The 22,328-nt window shown below is 71.1% G+C and carries 24 protein-coding genes; 13 read left to right on the top strand and 11 right to left on the bottom strand.

Annotated elements, in window-relative coordinates; translation table 11 throughout:
* Positions 1–74: 74 nt before the first annotated feature.
* Together ACIA8K_RS16205 and ACIA8K_RS16200 are read left to right on the top strand one after the other, a co-directional pair.
* Entirely contained in the window at positions 75–2,468 is a 2,394-nt protein-coding gene (locus ACIA8K_RS16205) for a histidine kinase (protein ID WP_396059425.1), read from the top strand.
* The gene (locus tag ACIA8K_RS16200; protein WP_396059423.1) at positions 2,465–3,115 is read left to right on the top strand and encodes a response regulator; all 651 of its coding nucleotides are present in this window, start codon (positions 2,465–2,467) and stop codon (positions 3,113–3,115) included. The genes ACIA8K_RS16205 and ACIA8K_RS16200 overlap by 4 nt, the downstream gene beginning before the upstream one ends.
* Here ACIA8K_RS16200 and ACIA8K_RS16195 read toward each other — a convergent pair.
* Complete coding sequence (locus ACIA8K_RS16195) at positions 3,112–4,041, bottom strand: helix-turn-helix transcriptional regulator (RefSeq protein ID WP_396059421.1); 930 nt, start codon at positions 4,039–4,041, stop codon at positions 3,112–3,114. The genes ACIA8K_RS16200 and ACIA8K_RS16195 overlap by 4 nt on opposite strands.
* A gap of 72 nt (positions 4,042–4,113) precedes the next feature.
* Positions 4,114–4,479, bottom strand: coding sequence for a VOC family protein (locus ACIA8K_RS16190; protein ID WP_396059419.1), 366 nt, complete (start codon positions 4,477–4,479; stop codon positions 4,114–4,116).
* Positions 4,480–4,549: 70 nt separating this feature from the next.
* Here ACIA8K_RS16190 and ACIA8K_RS16185 point away from each other — a divergent pair, with 70 nt between their 5' ends.
* Both ACIA8K_RS16185 and ACIA8K_RS16180 read left to right on the top strand, forming a co-directional pair.
* Positions 4,550–5,401, top strand: a complete 852-nt coding sequence (locus tag ACIA8K_RS16185) for a helix-turn-helix transcriptional regulator (RefSeq protein WP_396059417.1) — start codon at positions 4,550–4,552, stop codon at positions 5,399–5,401.
* A 19-nt stretch (positions 5,402–5,420) separates the two neighbouring features.
* Complete coding sequence (locus ACIA8K_RS16180) at positions 5,421–5,876, top strand: MerR family transcriptional regulator (RefSeq protein ID WP_396059415.1); 456 nt, start codon at positions 5,421–5,423, stop codon at positions 5,874–5,876.
* On the opposite strand, the gene ACIA8K_RS16175 is transcribed toward ACIA8K_RS16180, so the two are convergent.
* Both ACIA8K_RS16175 and ACIA8K_RS16170 read right to left on the bottom strand, forming a co-directional pair.
* On the bottom strand, positions 5,866–6,639 hold the full coding sequence (locus ACIA8K_RS16175; protein WP_396059975.1) for a lysophospholipid acyltransferase family protein: 774 nt from the start codon (positions 6,637–6,639) through the stop codon (positions 5,866–5,868). The two genes, ACIA8K_RS16180 and ACIA8K_RS16175, sit on opposite strands and share 11 nt — an antisense overlap.
* A gap of 305 nt (positions 6,640–6,944) precedes the next feature.
* On the bottom strand, positions 6,945–7,478 hold the full coding sequence (locus ACIA8K_RS16170) for a TetR/AcrR family transcriptional regulator (protein WP_396059413.1): 534 nt from the start codon (positions 7,476–7,478) through the stop codon (positions 6,945–6,947).
* Between the two features lie 84 nt (positions 7,479–7,562).
* Here ACIA8K_RS16170 and ACIA8K_RS16165 point away from each other — a divergent pair, with 84 nt between their 5' ends.
* Positions 7,563–8,354 (top strand): SDR family NAD(P)-dependent oxidoreductase, encoded by a 792-nt coding sequence (locus tag ACIA8K_RS16165; RefSeq protein ID WP_396059411.1) that lies wholly within the window; start codon positions 7,563–7,565, stop codon positions 8,352–8,354.
* Between the two features lie 1,680 nt (positions 8,355–10,034).
* Here ACIA8K_RS16165 and ACIA8K_RS16160 read toward each other — a convergent pair.
* Positions 10,035–10,904 carry an alpha/beta fold hydrolase gene (locus ACIA8K_RS16160; protein WP_396059409.1) on the bottom strand — a complete coding sequence of 290 codons (870 nt, stop codon included), beginning with the start codon at positions 10,902–10,904 and terminating at the stop codon, positions 10,035–10,037.
* Between the two features lie 184 nt (positions 10,905–11,088).
* Between ACIA8K_RS16160 and ACIA8K_RS16155 the strand changes: the two genes are divergently transcribed.
* Together ACIA8K_RS16155 and cydB are read left to right on the top strand one after the other, a co-directional pair.
* Positions 11,089–12,501, top strand: a complete 1,413-nt coding sequence (locus tag ACIA8K_RS16155) for a cytochrome ubiquinol oxidase subunit I (protein ID WP_396059407.1) — start codon at positions 11,089–11,091, stop codon at positions 12,499–12,501.
* Between the two features lie 20 nt (positions 12,502–12,521).
* A complete protein-coding gene (cydB, locus tag ACIA8K_RS16150; protein ID WP_396059405.1) occupies positions 12,522–13,550 on the top strand; it encodes a cytochrome d ubiquinol oxidase subunit II in 1,029 nt (342 codons plus the stop codon).
* A gap of 4 nt (positions 13,551–13,554) precedes the next feature.
* On the opposite strand, the gene ACIA8K_RS16145 is transcribed toward cydB, so the two are convergent.
* On the bottom strand, positions 13,555–14,163 hold the full coding sequence (locus ACIA8K_RS16145; RefSeq protein WP_396059403.1) for a pentapeptide repeat-containing protein: 609 nt from the start codon (positions 14,161–14,163) through the stop codon (positions 13,555–13,557).
* Between the two features lie 24 nt (positions 14,164–14,187).
* On the opposite strand from ACIA8K_RS16145, the gene ACIA8K_RS16140 reads away from it, so the two are divergent.
* The 3 genes from ACIA8K_RS16140 to ACIA8K_RS16130 all read left to right on the top strand — a co-directional run bounded on the left by ACIA8K_RS16140 (position 14,188) and on the right by ACIA8K_RS16130 (position 16,346).
* Positions 14,188–14,745: a GNAT family N-acetyltransferase gene (locus tag ACIA8K_RS16140; protein ID WP_396059401.1), complete on the top strand. Its 558-nt coding sequence runs from the start codon at positions 14,188–14,190 to the stop codon at positions 14,743–14,745.
* 8 nt (positions 14,746–14,753) lie between these two features.
* Positions 14,754–15,512, top strand: coding sequence for an AAA family ATPase (locus ACIA8K_RS16135; protein ID WP_396059399.1), 759 nt, complete (start codon positions 14,754–14,756; stop codon positions 15,510–15,512).
* A gap of 93 nt (positions 15,513–15,605) precedes the next feature.
* Positions 15,606–16,346, top strand: a complete 741-nt coding sequence (locus tag ACIA8K_RS16130) for a PP2C family protein-serine/threonine phosphatase (protein ID WP_396059397.1) — start codon at positions 15,606–15,608, stop codon at positions 16,344–16,346.
* A gap of 12 nt (positions 16,347–16,358) precedes the next feature.
* On the opposite strand, the gene ACIA8K_RS16125 is transcribed toward ACIA8K_RS16130, so the two are convergent.
* The gene (locus ACIA8K_RS16125; protein WP_396059395.1) at positions 16,359–16,856 is read right to left on the bottom strand and encodes a DUF6624 domain-containing protein; all 498 of its coding nucleotides are present in this window, start codon (positions 16,854–16,856) and stop codon (positions 16,359–16,361) included.
* A gap of 93 nt (positions 16,857–16,949) precedes the next feature.
* On the opposite strand from ACIA8K_RS16125, the gene ACIA8K_RS16120 reads away from it, so the two are divergent.
* Positions 16,950–17,918, top strand: coding sequence for a tyrosine-type recombinase/integrase (locus tag ACIA8K_RS16120; RefSeq protein WP_396059973.1), 969 nt, complete (start codon positions 16,950–16,952; stop codon positions 17,916–17,918).
* Here the strand turns inward: ACIA8K_RS16120 and ACIA8K_RS16115 are convergent.
* From ACIA8K_RS16115 to ACIA8K_RS16105, 3 genes are all read right to left on the bottom strand, one after another.
* Entirely contained in the window at positions 17,912–18,439 is a 528-nt protein-coding gene (locus ACIA8K_RS16115; protein ID WP_396059393.1) for a hypothetical protein, read from the bottom strand. The genes ACIA8K_RS16120 and ACIA8K_RS16115 overlap by 7 nt on opposite strands.
* Before the next feature lie 45 nt (positions 18,440–18,484).
* Positions 18,485–19,519, bottom strand: a complete 1,035-nt coding sequence (locus ACIA8K_RS16110) for a tyrosine-type recombinase/integrase (RefSeq protein WP_396059391.1) — start codon at positions 19,517–19,519, stop codon at positions 18,485–18,487.
* A 494-nt stretch (positions 19,520–20,013) separates the two neighbouring features.
* Entirely contained in the window at positions 20,014–20,553 is a 540-nt protein-coding gene (locus tag ACIA8K_RS16105; protein WP_396059389.1) for a GNAT family N-acetyltransferase, read from the bottom strand.
* An 89-nt stretch (positions 20,554–20,642) separates the two neighbouring features.
* Here ACIA8K_RS16105 and ACIA8K_RS16100 point away from each other — a divergent pair, with 89 nt between their 5' ends.
* Positions 20,643–21,077, top strand: a complete 435-nt coding sequence (locus tag ACIA8K_RS16100; protein ID WP_396059387.1) for an SRPBCC domain-containing protein — start codon at positions 20,643–20,645, stop codon at positions 21,075–21,077.
* On the top strand, positions 21,074–21,406 hold the full coding sequence (locus ACIA8K_RS16095; protein WP_396059385.1) for an ArsR/SmtB family transcription factor: 333 nt from the start codon (positions 21,074–21,076) through the stop codon (positions 21,404–21,406). Before ACIA8K_RS16100 ends, ACIA8K_RS16095 begins: the two co-directional genes overlap by 4 nt.
* Here ACIA8K_RS16095 and ACIA8K_RS16090 read toward each other — a convergent pair.
* On the bottom strand, positions 21,369–22,274 hold the full coding sequence (locus tag ACIA8K_RS16090; protein ID WP_396059383.1) for an alpha/beta fold hydrolase: 906 nt from the start codon (positions 22,272–22,274) through the stop codon (positions 21,369–21,371). The genes ACIA8K_RS16095 and ACIA8K_RS16090 overlap by 38 nt on opposite strands.
* Positions 22,275–22,328 lie beyond the last annotated feature (54 nt).

The following is a 22,328-nucleotide window of genomic DNA, read 5'->3' as shown; positions in this document are numbered from 1 at the left end:
CGCGCGATTTCCATCGGCCGTGGACACGAACCCTGGCTATATCGCTTGGTAGAGGCCCCCTACGATGTGCGGCGATGAGCCCGAAGCGCACCGACTGGCTGCTGCCGCTGGCGTTCGCCGCCGTGCAGACCGGCGTGTGGCCCGGGATCGCCCTGTTCCGGCAGCCACCGGCGGCAGTCGCGCTGGTCCTGGCCGTCACCGCGGTCGTCACGGCCACGCTCGGCTTCCGCCGGGTCCGCCCGCTGACCTCGCTCGCGGTCACGCTCACCGCGGTCACGGCCGGGCAGCTGGCCGTGGCGTCGCTCGACGCGTCGCTGTTCGACGTGCTCACCGTGGCGCCGCTCGTCGCGCTCTACTCCGCCGCCGCCTGGACCGGCGTGCGCGTCACGGTTACCGCCACCGCGCTGCTGATCGTGACGACCGTGATCGGCAATGCGCTGCTGCCCGGCTACTACGGGGGTGAGAGCGGCATCGGGCTGGCCTTGCTGATCGCCGGCGACGCGTTGCTCGCCGCGGTCGTCGCGCTGTTCGGGCACCGGCGGCAGGTCTGGCGGCGGGGCAGGGCACAGGCGCGCCGGGACCTCGAAGGGGCCGAGCAGGCGCGCGCCCAGGCCGCGCAGGACGAACGCCACCGGCTCGCCCGCGAACTTCACGACGTCAGCGCACACCACCTGACAGCGATCGTGGTCACCGTGACCGCCGCGTCCCGGCTGGCGGCGACCCGGCCGGAGCTGGGCGCGGACGCGCTGGCCTTCTCGGCGCAGGCGGCACGGCGTACCCTCGACACGCTTTTGGATCTTGTGGCGGTGATGCGGGGCACTGAGGCGGACGGTGACCTGCCGACCCGCGTCGCCGGGCTCGCCGCCGACACCGCACGGCTCGGGCAACCGGTCACCACCGACTGCGGCACGCTCGGCGTGGTGCCGCCGCCGGTCGCGGACGCCGCCTTCGCCATCGTGCGCGAAGCACTCACCAACACCGTGCGGTACGCCCCCGGCGGCGCCGTCACCATCTGCCTCACCGCGGACGCCGGCGCGCTTACGGTGTCGATCACGAACGGTCCCGCCGTGCACGCCTCGGACGCGGACGGCGTCGGCTCCGGCAGCGGCCTGGCCGGTGCCCGCGCCCGCGCCGAACACCTCGGCGGCACGCTCACCGCCGGCCCGTCCGGCGCCGGTGGCTGGCAGGTCGCCGCCCGGCTGCCGCTTGCCGCACCCGGCGAACGACTCAAACGCGCCTGGCAGGGAAGTGCCGCATCGGTACGCGGATACGTCACGGACGGCCTGGTCGCGACCACGCTCGTCCTGCTCAGCATCGCCGTGCTGCTCATCGAGCCCGCCCAGGGCACCACCGCCACCGGCGTGCTCCTCGCGCTGCATGCGGCGCCGCTGATCTGGGTGCACCGGGCGCCCTGGCGGGTGCTGGCCGCGGTCCTCGCCGTCCTGCTCGGCTGGGGCGGACTCTGCGCCGCCGACGTGCTGCCCGCCGCCTCGCTCACCGCACTGTTCCCGGCCGCGCTCGCCGAGGCCTACGCCGTGTACGCGATCGCCGCCCACGGACGCGGCCTGCCCGCGCTCACCTGGTTCAGCGCACCGGGTGCCGCCGCGGCGATCGGCGTGACAGTCGGCGTGGGCGCCGGCCGGTCCGCCGCCGCCGCACCGGACGTCGGCGACGGGGCCGAGACGGTCGTCTACGTCGCGTTCCTGGCCGTGCTGACCGGCGTGCTCGCCGTCCTCCCGCTGATCACGGCCTGGCTGGTCGGCGCGGCCTGGCGACGCCGCCGCACCCGCCTGCAGACCCGCGAACGGGACGTGGTCGCGGCCGCGGCGATCTCCGCGGACGGCGAGGCCCTGGCGGAACGGTGGCGCATCGCGGCGGAACTGCGCACCACGGTCCTGGACCGCGCGACCGCGGTCCTGACCGCCGCCTCGGACGGACACTTGATCGGCACGCTGCCGGAGACGGCGCCCGCCGACACCGCCGCCCGACTGCGGTCGGTGCTGGACGCCGCGCGTGCCACCCTCGCCGCGATGCGGGACCTGCTCGGCAGCCTGCGCGGCGGCGCCACGGCCGAACCGGGCCCGGAGACCGCCCCGCAGCCGACCGCCGCCCAGATCGGCGCGCTCTGCGAGGCACAGCGCGCCGCCGGCCGGCCGGTCATGCTGCGCTACGCGACCCCGGTCCCGCAGCTCCCGCCGGGCGTGGACGTGTCCGCGTACCGCCTGGTCGAAGCGGCCCTGACGCTCCCCGGCGGCCCCCTGGAGATCGTCATCGGGGTGACCGGCGGACTCCGGATCCTGCTGAACCGGATCCCGGCGCTCACCGACCCGCGCACCGCCGCCGGACTGCGCGGCCGGGTCGACGCGGTCAGCGGCGCGATGACAGTCCACCCGGCCGGCGAGACCGAGATCTGGCTGCCGCTGTCCGCGGTGACCCCCGAGGAGGTGCCGTCATCGCCGTCCGTGTGATCGTGGTCGACGACCAGCCGATCGTGCTTGCCGGATTCGCGGCAATCATCGACGCCGAACCCGACCTGGACGTGGTCGGCACCGCCGCGGACGGCGCCGCCGCGGTGGAGGCCGCCGCCCGGCTGCGCCCGGACCTGGTCGTGATGGACATCCGCATGCCGGGCATGGACGGCCTCGCCGCGACCCGGCTGATCACCGCGGCCGAGGACGCGCCGAAGGTGCTGGTCCTGACCACGTTCGACCTGGACGCCTACGTCTTCGAGGCGCTGCGCGCCGGCGCATCAGGCTTCCTGCTCAAAGACGCCGACCCGGACGAACTGCTCTCCGCGATACGGGTGATCGCCGCCGGGGAGGCGCTGCTCGACCCCGCGGTGACCGGCAGGCTGATCGCCGCGTTCGCGTCCGGCCGGGCCACGGAGGCGTCACCGCAGCCTGCCGAACTGGCCGCGCTCACCCCGCGTGAACGCGACGTGCTGACGCTGATCGCGGAGGGCCTGTCCAACGCGGAGATCGCCGGCCGGCTCGGCGTGGGCGTCGGCACCGTCAAGACGCACGTCAACGCGCTCCTCACCAAGATCGGCGTCCGGGACCGGGTCCAGGCCACAATCCTCGCGTACGACGTGGGCCTGGTCCGGCCGCGTCGCTAGCGCCTGTGGAGCGTGTGGGACGGCGTGCAGCCGTAGGTGGCCCGGTAGCGGGAGGTGAACCCGCTCCGGCTCAGGAACCCCCACCGGGCCGCGACCGCCGCCACCGTGGTCGCATCCGGCTCCGATGCGGTCAGCTCCCGGTGCGCCCGCGCCAGCCGTATCCGGCGTAGATAGGCAAGCGGAGTGGTGTCCAGGTGCCGCCGGAACGCCAGCCGCACCGTCCGGATCGTCACCCGCGCCTCCGCCGCGATGTCGGCCAGCCCGATCTCCCCGTCCGCCTGCGACTCGATGAACGCGACAGCCCGCCGCAGCATCGCCGGATGCGCGTCGTGCCGGTCCTCGATCGTCGGATCGTGAAGCATCGTGCTCGGGAACGTGGACAGCGCGGCCGCGGCCAGCAGTCTGCTGATGCTGTCGGCAAGCAGCGGCTCGGTCCCGGCCGTGACCGCGTTGGCCTGCGCGAACCCATAGGTGACAGTCCACAGCCGGGCCGCCGCCGCGTTCATCGGCCGGTACCCGAGGAACCGGATCGGCAGGGCCGTCGCCGATTCCGCGATCTGGTTGACCATCCCCGGCGCGATCTGTGCGAAGTCGGCCCCCGCTGCGTCGACAGTCGTCTCGTACTGTTCCTGCGGCTGTCCCATCAGGTAGATGTCGCCGGTACCGTAGTCGTCGCTGCGCTGCCGGTCCCGGTACCTCATCGCCCCCGACACCACCCGCCCCACCACGAGCGTGTCAAGCGGCGGCGACACCGCATCGCACCGCATCGAGAACCTGATCCGATGCAGCTCGGCCGTCCCGATCACGTCCCGCGCCATCCGTACCCGGTGCGGGCCCTCGCGTGCCGACATCCGCAACGTCCCGTAGGTCCGCCGCATCATCTCGCAGACCACGTCGAGATCGTCGGAGTCGAAGATCGTCGGCATCAGCGGACCTCCTCACGTCGACAACGAGCGATACCCCACCCCCGTTCCGCGGTACGGGCGGTTTACCGGGCCTCAGTTGCTCCAGGCACGCGTGCTCAGGACCAGCCGGTACCCGTCAGGATCCGCGACGGTCACCCCCCACCGGTCCCAGTACTCGCCCTGCGACACCCGCCGCCCGCCCGCCGCGACCAGCCGCTCCACAAGTGCCTCGTCGACCGGGCCGTCCAGGTACAGGACCAGCAGATCCTCGTCGGCCGGGGTCGGGGTGCCGCCGGCGACCAGCTCCAGATGCCAGGCCGCGCCCGGAGCGCCGACCATCACCAGCTCCCCCTCCTTGTGGAACAGCACGTCCAGGCCCAGGCCTTCGGTGTAGAAACGCCTCACGGCGGGCAGGTCGCGGGTCGGGCGGGCGAGGCGCAGGTGCGCGGTAGCGATCACGGTACGAGTGTGCCCGGGTGGGAACGCCGGTACCAGGATCGCGGATGCCGGCGGCGGGATACTGACGGGCATGGACACTGCGTTCGGGATCGCGCTGAAGACGTGGCGGGATCGGCTGGCCCCCGCGGACGCCGGGTTGCCGGCCGGGTTCGGGCGGCGGGCGAGCGGGCTCCGGCGGGAGGAGTTGGCGCAGCTGGCGGGGCTGTCGGTCGACTATGTGGTGCGGCTGGAGCAGGGGCGGGCGCGGCGACCGTCCGGGCAGGTGGTGGCCGCGCTGGCACTGGCGTTGCAGCTCGACCCGGTGGAACGCGACCACCTGTTCCGGTGCGCGGGGCTGCTGCCGCCGTCCGCGAACACGGTCGGCATGCACATTCCGCCCGGCGTGCAGCGGATGGTCGGGCGGCTCGGGGACCTCCCGATCGCGGTCTGGTCGGCGGACTGGACGCTGCTGTCCTGGACGCCGCTCTACGCGGCGCTCGTCGGCGACCCGGCCGAGCTGCCCGCCGGCCAGCGGAACCTGCTGCGCCGTGTCTACACGCCGGACCCGGCCTACCTGGCGTTCCACGCGACCACGGACCTGCCCGCGGGCGTGCTCGCGGCCACCCTGATCACCGACCTGCGCACGGCCGCGGCGGCGTATCCGGCGGACCGGCGCCTCACCGCGATGATCCACTCTCTGCGGCGGGACAGCGACGAGTTCGCCCGGCTGTGGGACTCGGGCGCGGCCGCCCGGCACGAGAGCCACCACACGACGATCCGGCACCCGGTCGTCGGGGACGTCACGCTCGACTGTGACGTGCTCACCGCGAACGGCGCGGACCTGCGCCTGGTCGTCTACACCGCGGCCGCCGGCTCCGAGGACGCGGGCAGGCTTGACCTGCTGCGGGTGACCGGCGCGGTCTCCTTGACCTCAAGCGCTTGAGGTGTGTGAAGCTGCCCGGATGGACGTGTTCACCATCCAGACCGCAGCCCGGCGCAGCGGGCTGAGCGAGCCCACCCTGCGCTACTACGAGGAGGTCGGCCTGATCGGCCCGATCGACCGGGACGCGAGCAGCGGGCACCGCCGGTACAGCACCGGCGACCTCGACGCGCTCGACGTGCTGTCCTGCCTGCGCGCGGTCGGGGTCGGCATCGAGGACATGCGCACCTACCAGGCCAACCGGATCAAGGGCGGCGCCGCGGCGGAACAGCGCGACCTGCTGCTGCGCCACGCCGCGCAGATCGAGGCCGAGATCGCCGCACAGCACGCCCGCCTCGCCTACCTGCGCGAGAAGGCCGCGCTCTGGGACGCCCGCGACCGCGGCGACACCGCGGCCGAGACCGAGATCAGCCGCCGCCTCCCGGACGTGATCGCGGGCCTCGGCGTCTTCGACACGGGCGCCCGGATCAGCCGGTAGCGCGCCGGTGCGCGCGTGAGGTGTCCGCAGGCCGCGTCGGATCGTGGTGCCGCGGACGGCCCGGCTCGTCCGCGCGCAGCGGCGCCAGCGTGGCAGTGATCGCGTCGACGATCCGGTCCGTGGCCCGCTGCGCGTCGCCCGGCGTGTCCGCTGCCAGGCCGCCCAGGTCCACCGGCGTGCCGAACGCGACCCGCACCACAGGCCTGCGCCGCACGGCGTGCAGCAGCGCCCGCGCGTTCGCGCCGACGTCCGCCGTGTCGTAGGGCATCAGCTCGTGCCCGCCCCACTGCGCCACCGGCACGACCGGCGCCCCGGTCGCGAGCGCCAGCCGCGCCGCCCCGGTCTTCCCGCGCTCCGGCCACAGGTCCGGATCGAGCCCGATCCGCCCCTCCGGGTAGATCAGCACCACCGAGTTCTCCCGAAGCGCCGCCATCGCGTCGTCAAGCGCGCGGGCGACAGTGGCACTGCGCCGATCCACCCTGATCTGCCCGGACGCCCGCATCAGCGACCCGACCACAGGCGTGCGGAACACCCCGCCGGTCGCCATGATCCGCGGCGCGATCCCGGCCACCCGGCAGGCGGCCATCATCACCGCGGGATCGACAGGGCTGATATGGTTCGCCGCCAGGATCAGCGGCCCGCGCCGCAGCGCGTCCGGCAGCTGGTGGGTGACCCGCAGTCTCGCGGTCGCACCGACCACACCGCGCGCGGCAAGCAGAAGCCCGCGCCAGACGGGCGGCGCGGTCCAGGAGGCGGTGGCGATCACGGCACGATCCTGCCATGGGCAGGGTCAAAGACCGGGCAGCCCGAGAACCCAGAACCCGATCTTCCCGCTCACGCCGCGGTCCGGCCCGCGTGCTCCCGCGGGCACCGCTCGTCGCCCAGGGGGCTCCTCCCTTCCGGTTCCGCCGTGGCCGGGGAAACCGGACCGTGTGTTCCGCCCTTGGCACGAATTTGTCGCCCGGGCGCTGCGGTGCTGGTCGCGACCGGTCAGCGGGCGCCGAGCACGAACCTGTCGCCCGGGCGCTGCGGTGCCGCAAGGGCCGCTGCGGTGCCGGTCGCGACCGGTCAGCCGGCGCCGAGGGCGCCGAGGGTGGTTTTGACCAGGAGGTCGGGGCGGCCGTCGGGGCCGGTCAGCTCGGGGGCGTCGTCGGGGAGGAGGGCGACCTCGTGCATCAGGGCCAGGTAGACCCGGCGGCACCAGGCCGGGCGGGCGGCGGTGATCGTGCCGTCGGCGTGCAGGCGGGTGAACACGAGGTCGAGGCCGTCCTGGACATCGGGGTGGGTCGACAGGCCGAGGCTGATCGAGAACGGATGGCTTGCCTTCAGTTCGAAGACGATCTCCGTCACGCGGTGCAGGGCGATCAGGGGTGGCGCCGTGCGCACCCGGGCCTGCTCGAGCCCGAGCAGGTAGCGCTCATTGAGCCCGGTGCGCATCGCCTCCAGCAACACCTGGCGGGAGGCGAAGCGGCGGTGGACGGTGGCACGGGCGACCCCGGCGGCGTCGCCGATCCGTTCCAACGAGGCGTTCGGGTCGGCGGCGAGCACGTCTTCGGCGGCCTTGAGGATCCGGTCCGTGCTGCGTTCCGCGTCCGCTCTCATCGTGGATCACTCTACCCGAGCTTAAATGAGACGTCAATGTCACAGTTATTGACATAACTGAGACTGCCGTGTTGCAGTTGTGGCATGAATCTTGAACTGACAGGCAAGCGTGTTCTCGTCACCGGGGCGAGCAAGGGCATCGGCCTCGCGATCGTCGCGGCCTTCGTGGCCGAGGGTGCCTCGGTCACCGCAGTGTCCCGGACCAGCACCCCCGAGCTCGAGGCCACCGGCGCCACGTTCGTGGCCGCCGACCTCGCCGAGCCGGACGGCCCGCGGCGCGCGGTCGAGGCAGCGCTCGCCGCCGACCCCCGCCTCGATGTGCTTGTCAACAACGCCGGCGGCGGCACCATGAGCGGCGGGTCGTTCACCGATCCGCTCGACGGCAGCGACGACGACTGGACCGGCGCGTTCGCCCTGAACCTCAACGCTGCCGTGCGTACCACCCGGGCCGCGCTGCCCGCCCTGCTCCAGTCGCGAGGAGCCGTCGTCAGCATCAGCTCCGACAGCGCCCTGCGCCCCGGGGCGGCGCCGCTGCCCTACGCGACGGCCAAGGCAGCCCTCAACGCGTTCTCCCGAGGGCTGGCCGAGAAAGTGGGCGCGCAGGGTGTCCGGGTCAACGTGGTCACCCCCAGCGGCACGCGCACGACCATCATGGAGGGCAAGGACGGCTACGTCGCGCAGCTGGCTGTGCACCTTGGCATGGACCACGCCGCACTGGTGGCCGCAATGCCCGGGCAGGGCGGCATGCTGACCGGCGCCCTGATCGAGCCGGACGAGATCGCCCGCGTGGTGCTGCTGCTGGCGTCCCCGACCATGCCGAGCGCGATGGGCGCGAACTGGCTCGTGGACGCCGGCGCCATGAAAACGGTTTACTGAGGTTTCGCGGTCGGGGTGTGAGTCGGGCACTCCGCGCCCGAAATTTCGGTATATAGAAGCCCCTGACGCGTCCACACCCTGACCGCGAAAGGTCGGTAGTACCGTCGTTGTCAGCTGGCGGTGGGGATCACGGATGCGGAGCTTCAGGATCGTCGTGAGGAACGGTTTGGGCCTGGTGTCTCGGCGGCAGGCCGGCTGCAGGCACTGCTTCTGCCCGCCACCGAATAGCCAGCCGGCGACATGGATGGAACAGGCGCGGGGGTGGCCTGGCGGCGGCGAGGTCGGCGAGCCTGCGCGCAGTCGTGCCGGGTCGCGGTGGGTGGCCATGCTGTGTGGCTCGTTCACGCCTACACAGTTAGTTCCCCGCCGATGTCGAACACGTCGATCGCGGCGTCACGGTGAGTGAAATAGACGGCGGCCTTGCCGAATATTTCTTCGGGGCCGCGTGGCCTGCGCGTGCATCAGTGCAGGTCAGCCGTGTCCGTTGCTTTTTCGGCCTGTACTACCGGACTCAGACTCTCGGTGGCCTCGGTTCGGAGACGGGTGTTGGGCGGTCCGAAGTGTTGGCCTGTGTTGGCCGGTGGCGGAGCGCGCCCTTCGGCACGACGAAACGCATCACGTTGACGGCGGCCTGGCGCGATATTTTTGTCTATCGGTGGTGTTGGGCGGATTGGCGGCGGTTCTTTTTGCCTCCGGCGGCCCTCCGGGGGGAGTGCTCCGGCTCCGGGGCAACCGAAAGCACTTTCAGCTTCGCTGCTAAAGCCTGTCTGTGGTTGGGTTTCGTGTGGCCTGTCTGCCCCGTCTGCCATCGACCCGGGCAGAGCCGAGCAGATCATCGGCAGGGCCGCCAGGCTGGGTGGTGATGACGCCGTCTTGATCGGGTCTCACGGGTCTGCTGGTCGCGCTGGGTTCGCCGGGCTGCGGTTTCGTGGGTGGGCGCGTGTTTCTGGTCGCGCTGCGGGGTGTTGGTATCTGCCCGTTGGTGGCGGCCCTGCCGATGATCTGCTCCCCGAAGGGCGGGTCGATGGCAGACGGGGCAGCCAGGCGGTCACCTTTGTGTGCTGCGCACACGACACAAGATCAAAGGCGGGGTCGGGCTGGGCGGCGGGGCGGGGATATGGGTGAAATGCGGAGAAGCGACGAGGATGGAGGGCGTCAGGTGAGGCGTGAGCACGTTATTCGGGGCGAATGACGTGCTCACGCCTCACCTGGCCGTTGATCTATCGGCTGTTGCTGATTGATGGCAGTGGCGACGGACCTCAGGTGAGGTGTGAGCACGCTATTCGCGGTGAATGACGTGCTCATGCTGCACCTGGCCGTTGATCTACCGGTCGTTGCTGATTTACGGCAGTGCGACGTACCGGCGGCAAGGGATTTGTTGACCGCGCGGTCAGGGTGATCGTGCGTCAAGGGGGTCTATATTATGAAATTTCGGGCGCGGAGTGCCGGTTTGGGCCCCGTCCGGGAAATCTCGGTGTCTCGATATTTCTGGCGGGCGTTGGGTCGATCAGGTGGTGGCCGAGCGGGTCCGGCATGTGCAACAGAGTCGCTTCGGTGGGCGAACCTCCGGGGTTCCCCCGCCGGAGGAACCGGTTCTGCGGTGGCCGGGGGAGTGCGGGCGGGAAGGGCTGTCGGCGATCGGCTCGACTATGCGGTCGCTGGTCCGGGGCCGGTGGTGGGTCAGCCGTCGACGCGGGCGGTGAACTCGAGGAGTGCGGCTGCGAGGCGCTCGGGGGCCTCTTGGGCGACCAGGTGGCCGACGCCCTCCAGGTGTACGGCGGTTATCTCGCCGGCGGTGACCTGGCGGAACGTGTTCTGGGTGAATGGGTGGCTGGCGGCGTCGACGGTGAGGACCGGGACCGAGAGCGGGTGGGCCTCGGCGAGGGCGCGCGTGCGGCCCTTGTCGGCGAAGAGTGACTGGTAGAGGCCGGCCGTTCCGCGCCACGCGTGGGGGCGTGAGTAGGTGCGGACGAACTCGTCGACGTCGGTCTCACCTACCGCATCGGGGGTTGCGCCCATCATCGGGTATGCCCATCCGGCGAGGAGTTCCCGCTCGCGGCCGGGCAGCAGCAGCTCCGGGATGCCTGGTGCGCCGAGGAAGCCGACGTGCCAGGATCCGCCGTTCTGGACGTCGGCGAGGGCCTCCAGGCCGTACCCGGCGATTGTCGACTCGATCGCGGTGAAGCTGCGGACGTCTTCCGGGTGGGTGGCGGCGAAGTGGAAGGTGAGGCCGCCGCTGATGTCCTGGCAGACCACGTGGACCGGGCCGGCGCCGAGGTGGGCGACGAGCTGGTGCAGGTCCTCGGCGAAGGCGGGCTCGCTGTAGTCGCCGTCCGCGTTGCCGGAGTCGCCGAAGCCGCGCAGGTCGAGCGCGTAGACGCGGTGTGACCCGGCCAGCAGGGGGATCAGGGTGCGGAACGCCCACCAGGTCTCCGGCCAGCCGTGGACGAGCAGGACCGGTGTGCCCTGGTCGCCGGCGGACACGTAGTGCAGCCGGGTGCCGTTGATGTCGGCGTGGTGGTGGGTGGCCTCGGGGATCGTGGCGTGCATCGGTAACGCTCCTCAAACTAGACAGCCTGGGTGTCGAACGAAAACTTAGACACCCAGGCTGTCGAAGTCAAGGAGCCCGCCGGCTCGGGTCCAACGGCCCTGCGCGGGCGGCCCGGGGGCGCGTATCATCTACTACGGTTCGTAGTATGATTGCGTGTAGTAGATATCTGAGGGTGGGGGAGCTTTGGACGCGTTGGATGTCGCGCGGTGGCAGTTCGGGGTGACGACCGTCTACCACTTCCTGTTCGTACCGCTCACGATCGGCCTGTCGCTGCTCGTGGCGATCATGCAGACCGTCTGGTACCGCACGCGCGACGAGAAGTGGCTGCGGCTGACGAAGTTCTTCGGGAAGCTCTTCCTGATCAACTTCGCGATGGGCATCGTCACCGGCATCGTGCAGGAGTTCCAGTTCGGCATGAACTGGTCGGACTACTCCCGGTTCGTCGGGGACGTGTTCGGCTCTCTGCTGGCGATCGAGGCGCTCGTCGCGTTCTTCCTCGAGTCGACGTTCCTCGGCCTGTGGATCTTCGGGTGGGAGAAGCTGCCGAAGCGCATCCACCTCGCCACGATCTGGGCCGCGTCGATCGGCACGATCCTGAGCATGTACTTCATCCTCGCGGCGAACTCGTTCATGCAGAACCCGGTCGGCTTCCACCTCAACCCGGACACCGGCCGCGCGGAGCTGAACTCGATCGGCGCGCTGCTCACCAACAAGGTCACGCTCGTCACGTTCCCGCACACGTTCTTCGGCGCACTGATGACCGCGGGCGGACTCATCGTCGCGGTCGCGCTCTGGCACCTCTACCGGGGCCGCGAGGAGCAGAAGGACACGTTCCGTACCGCGGTGACGTTCGGCGGCTGGGTCACCCTCATCGCCACGGCAGGCGTGCTGATCTCCGGCGACTTCCAAGGCAAGATCATGACCGAGGTCCAGCCGATGAAGATGGCCGCGGCCGAAGGACTCTACGAGACGACAAGCTCCGCGCCGCTCTCGATCCTGACCATCGGCAGCCTCGACGGCAGCCGCGAAGTCTTCGCCATCACCGTCCCAAACCTGCTCTCCTGGCTCGGCAAGGGCGACATCCACGCGGAGATCGAAGGCATCAACAACCTCCAGGAGCAGTACACCGCGCAGTACGGCGCGGGCGTCAACTACGCGCCGATCATCCCGGTCACCTACTGGTCGTTCCGCATGATGATCTTCTTCGGACTGGCGGCCGCCGGCGTCGCGCTGCTCGCACTCTGGTTCACCCGCGGCGGACGCACCCCGACGTACAAGCCGCTGCTCTGGCTCACGCTCACCCTCCCGCTGCTCCCGCTCGCGGCGAACTCGTTCGGCTGGATCTTCACCGAGATGGGCCGCCAGCCGTGGATCGTCTTCGGCGAGATGCTCACCCGCGACGGCGTCTCCCGCAGCGTCTCCCTCGCCGAGGTCCTCACCTCGTTCACCACGTTCACGCTGCTCTACGCCGCGCTCGCGGTCGTCGAGGTCAAACTGCTTCTCAAGTACGCCAAGGCCGGCCTGCCCGAACTCGACCCGGAGCCGACCGACGACGAGAAGAACGACGACAGCCGCCCGCTCGCGTTCGCCTACTGAGCCTGAGAGCAGACACGACAATGGAACTCGCTGATTTCTGGTTCATCCTCATCGCCGTGCTCTTCGTCGGCTACTTCGTCCTCGAAGGCTTCGACTTCGGCGTCGGCATGCTCCTGCCCATCGTCGGCCGCACCGACCGCGAACGCCGCGTCGTCATCAACACCATCGGCCCGGTCTGGGACGGCAACGAGGTCTGGCTGATCACCGCCGGCGGCGCCATGTTCGCCGCCTACCCCGAGTGGTACGCCACCCTCTTCTCCGGCTTCTACCTGCCGCTGCTGCTCATCCTGGTCGCGCTCATCGTCCGCGCCACCGGCTTCGACTACCGCGGCAAACGCGACGACGCCCGCTGGAAGCGCAACTGGGACGCCGCGATCATCTTCGGGTCGTACACGCCCGCGCTGCTCTGGGGCGTCGCGTTCGCGAACATCGTCCGCGGCGTACCACTCGACGCCAACCACGACTACACCGGCGGGCTCGTCAACCTCCTCAACCCGTACGCGCTGCTCGGCGGCGTCACCATGGTCGCGCTCTGCCTCACCCACGGCGCGGTCTTCCTCGCGCTCAAAACCGAGGGCGAGATCCGCGACCGCGCCAACCGGATCGCCGGCCGCGCCGGACTGGGCGCCGCAGTCCTCGCCGTCGCGTTCCTCGGCTGGACGCTCACCGCCCACGGCGGGAACGCGGCCGCCGTCGTCACCGCCACCGTCGCCGCACTCGCCCTGGCCGGCGCGCTGCTCGCCAACCGGGCCGGCCGCGAGGGCTGGGCTTTCGTCGGCACCGCGATCACCATCGGGCTGGCCGTGATCACGCTGTTCACAGTGCTGTTCCCGAACGTGATGCCGTCCACCACCGACCCCGCATTCGGCCTGACCGTCGACAACGCGTCGTCCACGCCGTACACCCTGAAGATCATGACCTGGGTCGCGGTCCTGGTCACCCCGATCGTGCTGCTCTACCAGGGCTGGACCTACTGGGTCTTCCGCAAGCGCATCGGCGTCCACCACATCCCCGAACACCCCACCGCCTCCGCCGTCGGCGGCGCCTGACCGGTCACCGCACGCTGAGGCCTAGGGCGCCGGCGATCTGCACCGCCTGCACCGTGTCGATCACGGCGCCCTTCAGCAACACCGTCAACGGATCCAGCGACGTCAGATCCGAACCGCGCAGATCCGCACCAGACACATCAGCACGCTGCAGAGACGCACCACTCAGATCCACGTTCGTGAGCGTCGCGCGCGCCGCCCGCACCCCGGACAGATCCGCCTCGCGCATCCGTACCCCCGAGATGTGGGCCTTGCGAAGATCCGCACCGGCGAGCGACACGAACGACCAGTCACCGCCCACCACCGACACCAGACCGAACGCACACTCCTCGAAGACGCTCCCGACCAGCTTGCACTCCTCCAGCCGCACCTCGAAGAACGAACAACCCACAAACACACAGTTCGTCATCGCGGTACGCACGTGCGCCCCCGCATTGAACCGGCACTGCGTGAACACACAGTCGGTGAACACCGCCCCCGTGCTCGTCGCCTCCGTCAGATCGACCCCGACGAACGCGGTCCGCTCATGCACCTGCCCGGACAGGTCGTCAAGCGCCCAATCCGCGTCGCGAACCGTCATCTCGGTACGGGGAAGCCGGGTCGGGTCGATCGCCATGACCATGGACGTTATCGTCACCAGGTGATCACCCAAGCGACACCCTCCGATCGCGATCGGGTCATCGGCACGTTCATCGCCGCGTTCGCCACCGACCCCGTCCTGCGCTACCTCTTCCCCGGCGACACCTACGCCACCCAGGCCCCGCTCTTCGCCGGCCACCTCTTCGACCGGCGCGTCGCCGCCGGCACCGTGTGGATCGCCGAAGGAGGCGCGGCCGTCGCCATGTGGGACGCCCCAGGACCCGGCGCACCCTCCGCACCGCCCTCGTCCTATCTCCCGGCCGACACCGCCGCCCGGCTCGACGACTACGACGCCCAGATCCACCCGCACCTGCCCACCGAACCCCACTGGTACCTGGGCGTCCTCGCCTGCGACCCGGCCTACGCCGGACGACGGCTCGGGCGCGCGGCCATGGAACCCGGGCTGCGGCGCGCGGCCGCGGACGGCGTACCCGCCGTCCTGGAGACCGGCACCATGGAAAACGTCGGCATCTACCAGCGCAGCGGCTGGACCATCGACGCCACAGTCACCGCAGGCGGCATCGACGCCTGGATCCTCCGCCACCCCGGCCTCTCCTAGGATTTCCCATGGGCAGACAATGGCCGGCCGGCGGACCGTGGATCATCGTCCCGGCCTGCGCGGACGTCAACCTCAGCGCCGCCGTCGCCGCCCTGGCCGCGTCCGCGTCCGCGCGGGTGGCCGGGGTCGTGATCGGCGGCGATCTCACACCGGACGACTGGGCGGGCACCTGGGCCTCCCTCCGCGACCAGCCATCACGGGCAGAGGCGATCACGCTCATCTCCACGTTCTCCGCAACCCACGGACTGGTGCTGATCGTCGGCGTGCCCAGCCTGCTCGCCCAGGCCGGCCGTGAAGGCTGGACCATCACCGACCTGGCCGCGCAGCTCGGCGCGCCGGTGGTCGTCGTGACCGGAGAAACGACCGACGCGGCCGACCACACGGCAAAGGCGCTCGGCCTGCTTGACAGGCGAGGCCTCGCCGGCGCGGTCATCGTCGTCTCCGACGCGGACTCCGCACCGGAGGCGCTCGCCGCCCTGCCGGTGAGACCCGCCGGCCGCGTCCCGTCGACCTCCACAGTCTCCCCGGAAGCAGCGCGCGGCCTCCTCGACCCGATGCTGCACGCCTCGGCCGACCCCACCCCCGAGCCGTCGGTGCTGTCGCTCTCGCTCCGGTCCGCCTCCAGCGGCACCCGGCTGGTCCTGCTGCTCGTCCTCGTCTTCATCGTCATGTCCCTGGCCGCGGTCGGGCTCGCGCTCCACCATCGGCCCACCCTCGACGACGAACCCGGAACGAACGGATCATCCTTCTCCTTCGTCCGGGAGTGACACGCCGGCCGACGTGGTGGCGGGGGCCGGCATCGGCCCGCTCACAGGCTCGCAGGTTCGCGTCACCGGGCGGCGTGGGGCACGCTTGTGCACGTGACTACCACGATCCTGGACGAGCGCATGCTGCCGCACCCCACCCTGCGGCTGACCGCGGCCGGCGGCACCTGCGTCGGCAACCGCTACCCGGCCAACTACGACGTCCTGCACGTGGGCGACGAACTGCTCGCCGTCGCGGACGGGATGGGCGCGAGCGAGGGGAGCGCGACGGCCGGGCGGACCGCGATGGCCACCTTCACCGCGCACCCGAAGGGGACACCCGAGGCGCTGCGGGAGGCGGTCGCGGCCGTGCAACACGACGTGCGCGAGGCCGGACGGCAGCTCGGCGGCCAGCTCACCGGCTGTACGGTCTCCGCGCTCATCCCGGGACCCACAGACCTCGCCTGGATTGTGCAGCTGGGGGACTCACGCGTCTACCGCCGGCGCGGCACGCTGCTCGAACTGCTCACCACCGACCACACCGCGGCCTGGCTCGGCGCGGTCAACGGCTGGTACCCGCACGACTCACCGCAGGCGCACTTGGCCCGCTACCAGCTGTTCCGGTACGCGGGACACCCGGACGCGCCGGAAGCCGACCTGATCGCGGTCACGCTGCGGCCCGGTGACACCTACCTGGTCTGCACGGACGGGATCGCGGAGCAGGTCGACTACCAGCACATCGACGCGCGCCTGAGCGACCGTGCCCCGCTCACCGAGATCGCGGCGGGGCTGGTCGAGGACTCGCTGCGCGCGGGCGGCCAGGACAACGCCACGGCCGCCCTCCTCCGCATCAGCTAACGGGCGACCGCATCAGCCGGCGGGCGACACCTGCGCGGCGAACGACTCGATGCCGGCCTCCGCCCGCAACGCCTCCAGGCGCTCCGGCTCCTCGCACGGCCACGGGACCGGCAGGCCGTCCCGTACCCCCGCGATCTGGGTGCCGTAGATCTGCCGCCGCCCCTCGTTGACCCGCACCCGGTCGGTCAGGAAGGCCAGATCCCGCGAACCGGCCCGGCCCTCCGCCACCGCCTCGGACAACAACGTCAACGCCAGCCGCTGCACGTCAAGCCGATGATCGGCGTGCTGTGCGACCTTCCACGCCGCCTGGGACGCGGGCCGGCCGACCAGATCGTCACCCGGCCAGCCGTGCACGTCCAGGATCTCCGACAGCCGCTCCGCGTGCGCCGCGGTCACCCGCCGCCACGCCAACTGCGCCTCGTAGTCCTCCTGGTCGAGCGCGGCCGTCGTCACCTCCAGGTCGATCCGGCCCATCTCGATCAATTCCGCCTGCAAATCCGTGTCCGTCACGACCGCCACGGTAGGCCGCCGACAGCGCCGACAGATCACCCTCAGGTAGGAGCGAAACGCCGCAGACCACCCGATAGTCTTAACACTGTGGAGATCGGCACTATCGTCCCGGCCGCCCGCCGCGCACTCGAAGCCGGAGGCGGCGCCGCCACCGAGTTCACCGACGCGTGGCTGGCCAACCGCCGACTCTCCGCCCACACCCGCGCCGCCTACAAACGCGACATCACCGGCTGGCTCACCTGGTGCGACGACCACGGCATCTCCCCGCTCGCCGTCACCTTCCTCCAGGTCAACACGTACGCACGCGAGCTGGAGACCACGCTCGCCGCGACCACTGTCGCCCGCAAACTCTCCGCCATGTCCAGCTGGTACGACTTCCTCACCAAACTCCAGGCCCTGCCCGCCAACCCGGTCTCCGGCGCGGACCGCCCGCACGTCGACCGCGACCACTCCGGCACTGTCGGACTGACCCCGGCCGAGGTCGACGCGCTCCTCGCCGCCGCGGATGCCGCCACCGGCCCGACCGCGGACCGCACCCGCGCCGCCCTCGCGCTCCTCGCCGACCTCGGCCTGCGCGTCGGCGAACTCTGCGGACTCGACGTGACAGACCTCGGCTACGAACGGGGACACCGCGCGGTCCGGTTCACCGGCAAGGGCGGCAAGGCCCGCCGCCGCGCACTCGCCCCCGGCACCGCCGCCGCCGTCGACGCCTACCTGCACGCCCGCGCCGCCACCGAAGGCGGGCCCGTGCTCGACGGGCCACTGCTCGTCACCGCACGCGGCGGGCGCCTCGACCGGCACGCGGTGTTCCGGCTGGTCCGGCAGCTCGCCCGGGACGCCGGCCTCCCCGCCTGGGAACAGCTCTCACCACACTCGCTGCGGCACGCCTTCGCCACCACCGCACGCTCCGAAGGCGTGCCGCTCGAAGACGTGCAGGACGCGATGGGCCACGCCGACCCGCGCACCACCCGCCGCTACGACCGGGACCGGCACAACCTCGACCGGGACCCGGCCTACGCGATCTGGGCGGCCCGGGCCCGGCGCAGCGGCGGACGTCAGTAGGCGGCGTTGTGCTGGTCGACCGCGCGGGCGGCCAGCACCGGCGACAGGATCATGTAGAACAGCCAGGTGATCGGGGCGGTGAACAGCCCGACAACGATGAACACAAGCGCCATGTTGATCCAGAACAGGATCCAGTAACTCACCATCAGCGTGATGCCCAGACCAGACCGGTTCGCATAGAGCGCCCCCACGCCGAACAGCCCGAACAGGCCGAGGAACAACTCGAGCATCACCGCGGCCGACGTCGACTTCAGCGGCCGGGAGGGCGGGGGATAGCCCGGGTGCTGCTGGTAGGGCTGCATCTGCTGCTGGTACGTCGGAGCCGGCGGGGTATAGACCGGCGGCATCGGCGCAGATGGTGGACTCATCGGCGCCTGCGGGGGACTGTAAGCCTCTAAATCGTGCTTCGTCGGATCCGGCTCACGCCACGGCTCCGGCTCACGCCACGGCGAGGTCGGCGGCGCGGGGGACAGGCGCGCGGTGTCCGCGTAGGGATCGTGCGGCTCCTGGTCGTAACTCACATCCACAAGTGTGCACCGTCCCGCTACCGCCCGCTCTCCACCCTCCTACTCGCTGTCGCGCACCGCGAGCCGCGCCAGCGACCGATTGGTCCGGTTCGCCTTGATCGCCGCACGCTGCTGACCCGCTGTCACGTCGATGTAGTTCTGACTCGTCGTCAACGTCGCATGCCCCAGCAACCGCATGATCTCCGACGCGCTCGCCCCGTCCTCCGCAAGCCGCGTCGCGAACGTGTGCCGCAACGCGTGCAACTGCGCGCCCGCCGGCACCCGGTCCATGATCCCGGCACGCCGGTAACACGACTCCACCAGATACTGCAGGCCGCCACGGCGCAGGGGAGCGGCGAACCGGTCGACAAGCAACGGCGACTCCCCACCCGCGCTGCGCACCCCGAACCGGTGCCGCCGCGACTCCAGATAACGCTGCACGATCGCATCCAACTCCGGCTCGATCGGCACCGACCGGGGCCGCCCACCCTTCCCGATCACCTCGACCCGCCGCTCACCCGCACGCCCCACGATCGAACCGACCCGCAACTCAAGCAGCTCCGCCAGCCGCAACCCCGCGCACAACGCCAGCGCGAGCACGACGAGATCCCGCTCCGGCCACGGATGCCGCTGCCGGCCGTCACCCTCCGCAACCGCCTCAAGTAGCCGCTCCGGCGTCTCCTCACCCCGCAGCGGCTTCGGCGTCGGCGCCGGCACCCGCGGCTTGTCCACCGCGGACATCGGATTGCCCGGCACCCGCCCGTCCGCCACCAGGAACGCGAAAAAGCTGTTCCACGTCGACCAGGCGCGATAGACCGAGGCGGCGGCCCGGGGAGCGGCGAAATGCCCGAACGCGGCCCGCAGGCGGCGGGTGGTCACCGCGGAGATCGGAAGCGTGGCCAGGGGGAGGGGAGTGGCGTCGTCCGGCGCGAGGTCACCGTCCGTGAGCAGCCGGGCGATGGCGACCAGATCTCGCCGGTAGGCCGCAAGCGTGTGCGCCGACGGCTTCCGGATCGCCCGCGCCCCGAGGAAGTCCTCGATGAGAACAATGAGCTTCTCGTCCCGCCTGAGCGTTTCGTCCGCTATGTGCTGCATAAGGAATATTATGCAGCAAAAAACCATAAAGACCAGAAAATCACCTCAGCGGTACGCGCGTCCGGCGCACCACGACCTGTTTGCCCGGCTCCGCCGGATCCGGGTGCCGGACGGCTCAGGGTGCGGCCGCGGGTGAACCGCCCGGCAACCGTGCCCGGCGGCCATGACGCGGTGGGGGTGGGGTGCCGGCTTCCAGTGCGAACAGGGCCTTTCGTAGTTGCACCTCCACAACGCCTTGCCGGCGCGCGCTTCGCGGCGTTCTGTGGACGCGCCACCGTGCCACGCATGTTCTTCAACCGTCCGTCCACGGCGGAGCCGGTCTCGGAGGAGGCGCGCGGCCCGGCGTACCCCCAGATGATCATGGGTGTGGGTCTTGGGGGTTTCGAGGGTCTTTCGGGGGTGCGTCGGCTGGGCTGACCCTAGCTAGTTGACATAATGTGCATTATCGAACAGCTAGGGGAGCGGCATGGACAGCGGGTCGGCAGCGCCGCCGGCTACAGGTCGGTGGCGATCATCGAGAAGGCGGCGAGGTCGTGGGCGGTCTCGCCGTCCCAGTCGGCCAGGCGCAGCGTGCCCTCGCGGTGGAAACCGGCCTTGGCCGCGACGCGCAGCGAGGCCGCATTGTCAGCGCGCGCGTGAAGCACGATCCGGCGCAGGCCGCCCGCGGTGAGTGCCCATCGCGCCACCGCGCCGGCTGCCTCCGTCGCATGTCCGCGGCCGCGCCGGTCGGTCCGCACGCCGTAGCCGATCTCGCTGCTGCCGGCCGCCCAGTCGGTGTCGCGCAGTCCGGTGCTGCCGACGATGTCGCCGCTGACGGTATCCACGATGGCCAGGTGCACGCCGTCGCCGTCCAGGCGCCGCCGGTGGACGGTGTCGGCTAGCCAGTGATCCACGTCGGCGGTGGTGGCGGGCCCGCCGGGCGGCAGTGCGGTCCGGTCCCCCGCCGCCAGGAAGGCCGTGACCTGTGCCGCGTCCTGTGGCCCGAACTCGCGGATCTCCGACCCGCCGGAGGTGATCTTCACTGGGGGGAACATGGTGCGCAGCGTAGTCATCCCCCGGCTTCACAGCGAGCCGGTTCTCCGCTAGCCTGATGTGCAACCAAAGGTTGCGAAAGGCGGTTCTCATGGAACACGGCACGCTTGAGCGGCAGGTCAGGATCGAGGCACCGCCGGAGATCGTCTACGACGTGCTCAGCAAGCCGGAGCACCTGCGTGAGTGGTGGCCTGACGACGCGGACCTGACCGGCGGCGACGGCTGGATCAGCTTCGGCGCGGACAAGCGGGAGCGGTTCACGGTGGTCGACGCGGTGCCGCCGCGCACGTTCTCGTTCCGGTGGACGCATCCGGAGGGCGAGGCGGCCGCGCCGGGCAACTCGTTCCTTGTGGTGTTCGTGCTGGAGCCGGTGGACGGCGGCACGCTGCTGCGGATGACGGAGAGCGGCTTCCGGGAGCGCGGCTGGGACGAGGCGACAGCGGTCGCGGCGCACGCGGACCACGTGACCGGCTGGGACTTCTTCCTGGCGCGCCTGCCGGTGTACGCGGCGAAGATCGCGGCGTGACGACTGCGGTGGACGACGCGCTGTGGTCGGCCATCGGCGATCCGATCCGGCGGCAGATGCTCGACCTGCTGCTTGCCGATGGTGACGGGACCGCGACCGGGCTGGCCGAGCGGCTGCCGGTGACGCGTCAGGCGGTGGCGAAGCACCTAGTGGTGCTGGACCGGGTGGGCCTGGTGCACGGCACCGCCGCCGGCCGTGAGCGGCGGTACCGGGTGGACGAGGCGCAGCTGGCCCGTGCGGTGGCGCAGCTGGCCGAGGTCGGCGCCGACTGGGATCGGCGTCTGCAGCGGATCAGGCGGATCGCCGAGTCGATCGCGCGTCGGACATGAGCGCGCGGATGTCTGTCGCGAGCATCTCCCAGACCGGGGCCGGCAGGTTGTGGCCCATGCCGGGGTAGAACCGGATCGGGGCGCGCAGGCGGCGGGCGAGGTCGAGCCCGCCGCTGGCGCGCACGATCGGGTCGTCGAGCCCGTTGATGACCTGGATGGGTACCTGCGGCAGCCTGTCGAACGCCCAGGTCTCGTTCGTGCGGCCGGCGGAGAGCTGGCGGCGCTCGGCGCGCGGGTCGAAGGGGCGCCTGTGGTAGCTGCGCCGGCCGACCTCGCGGGCGGCCTCCTCGTCGAACTCGGCGTGTGGTGAGGCGAGGAGGCGCTGGACGGCCGCGGTCATCTCCCCCTCCCCCTCCGCGTCCTTGGTGAACCGTTTGCCGGCGAGCCCGAAGAAGACGTTGGGCCGGATGTGGCGGAAGAACGCGCGGGCGCCGGGCAGGTAGGTGGCGGTGGTGAGGGTGAGGCTGCGGACCCGGTCGGGCGCGCGGACCGCGAGCAGGAGCGCGAGACCGGCGCCCATCGAGCCGCCGACCAGGTGCGCGGAGGGCCAGCCGAGGGTGTCGAGGACCGCGGCCGCGTCGTCGGTGAACGCGGTAAGCGGGTACGGCGGGCGGCGGCTCGGGCGCAGGATCGAGGCGAAGTGGCTCTCGGGCCGGTGCGTGTCGAAGTGGGTGGAGAGTCCGCTGTCGCGGTGGTCGTAGCGGACGACGCTGAATCCGTAGGCGACGAGCAGGTGGCAGAGGCCGTCCGGGATCCAGGTCATCGGGCGGCCGAGCCCGTTGAGGAAGAGCAGTGGCTCTCCCTCGTCGTTGCCGAAGCGCTCGTAGGCGATGCGGACGTCGCCGTTGTGGGCGTATTGCACGGTCATGGAGCGCCTCCCCCGTTGAGTCGATACACCTGTATCGTAAACTGCGGACGTGAT

Source organism: Catenuloplanes sp. NPDC051500, assembly GCF_044454585.1.
In the GTDB taxonomy this organism is placed as follows: Bacteria; Actinomycetota; Actinomycetes; order Mycobacteriales; family Micromonosporaceae; genus Catenuloplanes.
Note: the sequence above shows the minus strand (reverse complement) of the source record. Positions and strands in the feature narration are given on the sequence as shown.

Bases quoted from the DNA above. Each gene is read 5' to 3' on its own strand.
- ACIA8K_RS16205 (WP_396059425.1), top strand. From the start codon at position 75: ATGAGCCCGAAGCGCACCGACTGGCTGCTGCCGCTGGCGTTCGCCGCC.
- ACIA8K_RS16195 (WP_396059421.1), bottom strand. From the start codon at position 4,041: ATGCCGACGATCTTCGACTCCGACGATCTCGACGTGGTCTGCGAGATG.
- ACIA8K_RS16185 (WP_396059417.1), top strand. From the start codon at position 4,550: ATGGACACTGCGTTCGGGATCGCGCTGAAGACGTGGCGGGATCGGCTG.
- ACIA8K_RS16180 (WP_396059415.1), top strand. From the start codon at position 5,421: ATGGACGTGTTCACCATCCAGACCGCAGCCCGGCGCAGCGGGCTGAGC.
- ACIA8K_RS16170 (WP_396059413.1), bottom strand. From the start codon at position 7,478: ATGAGAGCGGACGCGGAACGCAGCACGGACCGGATCCTCAAGGCCGCC.
- ACIA8K_RS16165 (WP_396059411.1), top strand. From the start codon at position 7,563: ATGAATCTTGAACTGACAGGCAAGCGTGTTCTCGTCACCGGGGCGAGC.
- ACIA8K_RS16160 (WP_396059409.1), bottom strand. From the start codon at position 10,904: ATGCACGCCACGATCCCCGAGGCCACCCACCACCACGCCGACATCAAC.
- cydB (WP_396059405.1), top strand. From the start codon at position 12,522: ATGGAACTCGCTGATTTCTGGTTCATCCTCATCGCCGTGCTCTTCGTC.
- ACIA8K_RS16145 (WP_396059403.1), bottom strand. From the start codon at position 14,163: ATGGCGATCGACCCGACCCGGCTTCCCCGTACCGAGATGACGGTTCGC.
- ACIA8K_RS16135 (WP_396059399.1), top strand. From the start codon at position 14,754: ATGGGCAGACAATGGCCGGCCGGCGGACCGTGGATCATCGTCCCGGCC.
- ACIA8K_RS16110 (WP_396059391.1), bottom strand. From the start codon at position 19,519: ATGCAGCACATAGCGGACGAAACGCTCAGGCGGGACGAGAAGCTCATT.
- ACIA8K_RS16105 (WP_396059389.1), bottom strand. From the start codon at position 20,553: ATGTTCCCCCCAGTGAAGATCACCTCCGGCGGGTCGGAGATCCGCGAG.
- ACIA8K_RS16100 (WP_396059387.1), top strand. From the start codon at position 20,643: ATGGAACACGGCACGCTTGAGCGGCAGGTCAGGATCGAGGCACCGCCG.
- ACIA8K_RS16090 (WP_396059383.1), bottom strand. From the start codon at position 22,274: ATGACCGTGCAATACGCCCACAACGGCGACGTCCGCATCGCCTACGAG.